The organism is Corallococcus sp. 4LFB, assembly GCF_046520365.1.
Lineage (GTDB): Bacteria > Myxococcota > Myxococcia > Myxococcales > Myxococcaceae > Corallococcus > Corallococcus caeni.
Genome location: NZ_JBKGHJ010000570.1, coordinates 1 through 4,801 on the forward strand (window position 1 = coordinate 1; position 4,801 = coordinate 4,801).

Consider the following 4,801-nt stretch of genomic DNA (forward strand, 5'->3'; position numbering starts at 1 on the left):
CCGCCCCCGGGCGCCCGGCCCACCAGCGTGGCCGTCAGCACGCCCGGCGCCTCCGGCCGGTAGGACAGCCGCACCGGCACCTCGCCCGGCGCCATCCGCGCGGGCAGCCCGGCCGCGGAGAAGGGCGCCGCCAGCGACGTCCAGTCCACGTCCAGCGTCGTGCGCCCCGCGTTCACCACGCGCAGCTCCACCACCCGCTCCACCTGGGGGTAGCTGGGCGGGAACGCCACGGCCTCCTGGGAGACCCGCAGGAGGCTCCGGGCGCCCGTCAGCGGGGGTGCTTCCCGGCAGGCGCCCACGAAGGCCAGGAGGGCGGCCAGGGCCATTGCCAGGGCCCTGGGCGACGAGGGGTCGACCCCCCGCAAGCCCGTTGGAGCCTCCGGAAGGCCCGTCAGGCCCCCACTGCCCACCGTCCGCGTGCGCGCCATCGTGCCTCCTGCCTGCTGCCTATAGCACCCCTCTCCATCCCCCTGTCCCACGGCATCCCACCCCCCAGGGTTTCAGGATTGGGCGCTTTCCTGCCTGAGTTTTTTTCAGCCCCAAGGGTTTCGAGTTCTTCCAACCCCCCGGAACGACAGGCCTGTCGCAGGGTACGGTTCTGGCAACGGGCGCGGGGATGACGCTGGCTGGCCCTTCACACGTTTCTCCAGGATTGCAGGCGTTCACGGTGCTCATCGCCCGGGGCGTCCAGTCCACCGTGGACGGGCTGTCGGCGGAAGTACGACAGGCGGTGCTGGCCGAGCTGTTCCGCATGGGCGCGCGCGCCTCCGAGGAGCACTCGGGGCACACGCCCTGTCCTCCCTACACCCTGCGCCTGGACGTGGCGGACTGCCGGATGCACGTGGAGCTGGACCCGACGCGCACCCGGCTGTCCCTGACGGGCCTCACCCGGCCCCGGCCGCACTAGAGGAACCTTGAACGAGCGGTGGACGTATGGGCCGATGGTGCCCCGGCGCGCGGGCTACGAGGAGAGCTGGGAGCTCACCTACCGCGTGGAGCAGCTCCGGGAGCTGGTGGGCCAGGAGCTGCACCTGGACGCCGGGCTCGCCGAGGAGCTGGACGACACCCTCGCCCGCCTGGTCATGCGCAACCAGCGCCTGCGCAGCCTGCACCGCATGGTGTCCGCGGAGCGGGAGCCGGAGGACCTGGTCATGCTCCGCGCCGCGCTGGAGGACATGGACCGGCAGCTGCTCCAGGACCTGCCCGGCCTGCTGGAGCGGCTGCGCGCCACGCTCCTGTAGCAGCGTGCCCCTGCCGGGAAGCCCTGTCGGTTTCCGACTTGTGCACGGGCCCTGCTGCTTTTCACCAGTCTAATTGGAGTATTGATCAACTGGTGGAAGCAGTAGGGGGCACGGAGTTGGGGACAAGTCAGCAAGCCTCCGGATTCATTCACGAATCGGCGATCTGCTACATGTGGGCAAGTTGCCGGTTTCCCCCGGGCATCCACAGCGCCGCTCCGGTGCCACGGGTTGTCCACAGGTCCGTCCACACCATCCACAGGTGATCCACAGGGACCTCGGGGGCCTGGAGCCGGCGTGCACCGGCAAGGAAGGACCCCGGATGCAACAGCCCTGTTATGGTCCGGCCCGGCTTTCTTCACGACGCGGGCGCCATCCTTCATGGCGCTGGAGGATGGGCTCATCGACTTCCATCGGGGCGAGCGCATCGGGAAGTACGAGGTGCTCACGCAGCTGACCGTGGGCGGCATGGCGGAGCTGTTCCTGGGCTACACGTCGGGCCCGGGCGGCTTCCGCAAGTACGTGGTCATCAAGCGCATCCTCCCGGACGCCCGCTCCAATGATCAGTTCGTCCGCATGTTCCTGGACGAGGCGCGCATCACCGCGGCCTTCAACCACCCGAACATCGCGCAGGTGTTCGACCTGGGGGAGGAGGACGACGGGCTCTACCTGGCCATGGAGTTCATCGGCGGGCAGAACCTCAACCAGGTCACGAGCGCGTGCCTGAAGAAGCGCCAGCCGGTGCCGCTGGCCTTCACCCTGTCCGTGGCCCGCGACGTGTGCCTGGCGCTGCACTACGCGCACACCTTCACGACCCCCGGCGGCGAGGCGAGCCCCGTCATCCACCGCGACGTGGCGCAGAAGAACATCATGGTGACGTACGACGGCACCGTGAAGCTGCTCGACTTCGGCATCGCCAAGGCGAAGAACAGCCTGGAGCGCACCCACGTCGGCACGGTGAAGGGCACCACCGGGTACATGTCCCCGGAGCAGGTGCGCGGCGATCCGCTGGATGGCAGGAGCGACCTGTTCTCCGTGGGCGTGGTGATGCACGAGCTCATCACCGGGGAGCGCCTCTTCGCGGGCAAGACCGAGCGCGACGAGATGGTGAAGATCCTCGAGGACGCCATCCCGTGGCCGTCCGTGCTGCTGCCGCACATCTCCGAGGACATCTCCCGCGTGGTGATGCGCGCGCTGGAGCGCAACGTGGACCGCCGCTACCCGTCCGGGCGGGACATGGCGCGCGCCATCGAGAAGGCGGCCGGCGGCAAGCTGATGGACGCCGAGCAGCGCGCCTCCCTCATGAAGGGCCTGTTCGCGGAGCGCATGGCGGCCACGCGCTCGCTGCTGGAGAGCGCGGACGTCACGACGAGCAGCCAGGTGATGGCGTCGGCGAAGCGGGCGCTCCAGAAGGACGACGGCCCCTACCTGCCGGAGCGCAAGGCCACCGCGCTCAGCGTCGTGGAGGCGCGCAAGAAGGCGGAGATCGCGAAGCTGCGCGCGGAGGAGTCCGGCAGCGACGAGACCGCGCCCCCGGTGGCGCGCTCCAGGCTGGGCGCCGTGTGGGCGCTGCTGTCGCTGTCGCTGATCCTGGGCCTGGCCTACGGCGCGTTCCGGCTCACGAAGCTGCTGGAGGCCGAGGAGGCGGCGCTCCCACCCAACCCCGAGACCCTGGGCGCGATGGTCCCCCTCCGGCCGCGCGAGCCCCCCGCGCCCGACGCGGGCGTGGCCACCGCGGCGGTGGACAAGGACAAGGACAAGGACAAGGACAAAGACTCCAAGGAGCGGGACCCGGGCACGAAGGACCGGGACGACTCCATCCGGACCAGCGTCCGGAGCCGGAAGAGCAAGGGCGAGGTGACGCTCTTCCTGGACGAGCCCGCGGAGGTCTTCCTCAACAACAAGTCCCTGGGCCGCGCGCCGCTGGTGAAGCGCTTGCTGCCGGTGGGGCAGGCGGAGCTCATCCTGGTGGGCGCGGACAAGAAGCGCCGGTTGCTCGCCGTGCCGGTGGAGGCGGGCAACCCCGTGCGCCTCAACCTCAAGCTGAGGGAGCTGCCGGGCCGCTGAGCTCCAGGTTGGACGAAGGGGCGTGCGAAGGAGCGGCAAGGGCGGAAGGGGTCCGCTATCTTCCGCCCCTCATGGCCCTCTCCCTTGGCTTCCTGATGGACCCGCTCGAGAGCGTGCGGGTGGACCACGACACGACGTTCTCGCTGATGCTGGAGGCCCAGCGGCGGGGGCACGACGTCTACTACTTCGAACAGGGGTGGCTGCGCTTCAACGGCCGGTGCTCGGAGGCGCGCATGCGCCGGGTCCGGGTGCGGCGCGAGCCAGGCCAGCACTTCGACGTGCTGGCGGAGGACGTGCGGCCCCTGTCGAAGCTGGACGTGCTCTTTCTTCGCAAGGACCCGCCGGTGGACGCGGACTATCTGCACGCCACGCAGCTGGTGGAGCTGTGTCCGGACCGCTCTCCCATCTTCATCAACAACCCGTCCGGCATCCGCGACGCGAACGAGAAGCTCTTCACGCTGAACTACCCGGACCTGATGCCGGACACGCGCGTGACGCGGGAGCTGTCCGTGGTGCTGGAGTTCGCGGCGAAGAACGCGCAGGGCACCATCCTGAAGCCCATCGACGGCTTCGGCGGCAAGGGCATCCTCTTCCTCGCGCCGGGGGACCGCAACGCGCGCTCCATGGTGGAGCTGCTCACGCAGGGCGGCAAGGAGCCCATCCTCGCGCAGGCGTACGTGCCGGAGAGCCGCCTGGGCGACAAGCGCATCATCCTGGTGGACGGAGACCCGGTGGGCGCGGTGCTGCGCGTGCCGTCGGACGCGGACCACCGGGGCAACATGGCCGCGGGCGGCAAGCCGATGAAGGCGGAGATCACCGCGCGCGACCTCCACATCTGCCAGCGCCTCAAGCCGGCGCTCCAGGAGAAGGGGCTGACGCTGGTGGGCATCGACGTGCTGGGCGACTACCTCACGGAGGTGAACGTCACCAGCCCCACGGGCCTCGTGGAGGCCAGCCACCTGGACGGCGTCTCCTGCGAGGCGCGCGTGCTGGACGTGGCCGAGCGGATGCACGGCGCGCGCTGAACGTGCTGGAGGACGGCGAGACGCTGGACTCCATTGGCACCGCGGACGTGCGCGTCTTCCAGCGCCGGACGGGCTACCGCTTCACGCTGGACGCGGTGCTGCTGGCGCACTTCGCGGCCACGGAAGGCGGCGACCTGCCCGGGCCGGTGCTGGAATTGGGCGCGGGCAGCGGCGTGGTGTCGCTCCTCCTGGTGAAGCAGTTCGGCGTCGCGGGCCCGGTGGATGCGCTGGAGCTGCAGCCCGCGGTGCACGCGCGGCTGACGCGCGCGGTGGCGCTCAACGGGTGCGAGGGCCGGGTGCGCCCGGTGCTCGGGGACCTGCGGCAGGCGCGGACGTTGTTCACGCCCGGGGCCTACGGGCAGGTGGTGTCCAACCCGCCGTTCCGCCGGGCCGAGGCGGGCGTGGTGAGCCCGGACGCGGAGCGGGCCGTGTCCAAGTCGGAGGTGGCGTGCGACGCGGCGTCGGTGGTCG

The 4,801-nt window shown here is 70.6% G+C and carries 5 protein-coding genes and 1 pseudogene; 5 read left to right on the forward strand and 1 reads right to left on the reverse strand.

From position 1 onward, the window contains the following. A pseudogene (locus ACLEQD_RS37020) lies at window positions 1–428 on the reverse strand (hypothetical protein); the annotation flags it as partial. Window positions 429–652: 224 nt separating this feature from the next. Between ACLEQD_RS37020 and ACLEQD_RS37025 the strand changes: the two are divergent. The 5 genes from ACLEQD_RS37025 to ACLEQD_RS37045 form a co-directional block, all read left to right on the forward strand. Continuing rightward, a complete protein-coding gene (locus ACLEQD_RS37025) occupies window positions 653–907 on the forward strand; it encodes a hypothetical protein (protein WP_410390600.1) in 255 nt (84 codons plus the stop codon). Window positions 908–914: 7 nt separating this feature from the next. Continuing rightward, complete coding sequence (locus ACLEQD_RS37030; protein ID WP_410390601.1) at window positions 915–1,241, forward strand: hypothetical protein; 327 nt, start codon at window positions 915–917, stop codon at window positions 1,239–1,241. A 378-nt stretch (window positions 1,242–1,619) separates the two neighbouring features. Further along, on the forward strand, window positions 1,620–3,305 hold the full coding sequence (locus ACLEQD_RS37035; protein ID WP_410390602.1) for a serine/threonine protein kinase: 1,686 nt from the start codon (window positions 1,620–1,622) through the stop codon (window positions 3,303–3,305). A 71-nt stretch (window positions 3,306–3,376) separates the two neighbouring features. Then, window positions 3,377–4,330 carry a glutathione synthase gene (gene gshB / locus ACLEQD_RS37040; RefSeq protein ID WP_410390603.1) on the forward strand — a complete coding sequence of 318 codons (954 nt, stop codon included), beginning with the start codon at window positions 3,377–3,379 and terminating at the stop codon, window positions 4,328–4,330. Window positions 4,331–4,332: 2 nt separating this feature from the next. Then, window positions 4,333–4,801, forward strand: a 469-nt coding sequence (locus tag ACLEQD_RS37045; protein ID WP_410390604.1) for a tRNA1(Val) (adenine(37)-N6)-methyltransferase, incomplete at its 3' end; no start/stop codon positions are given.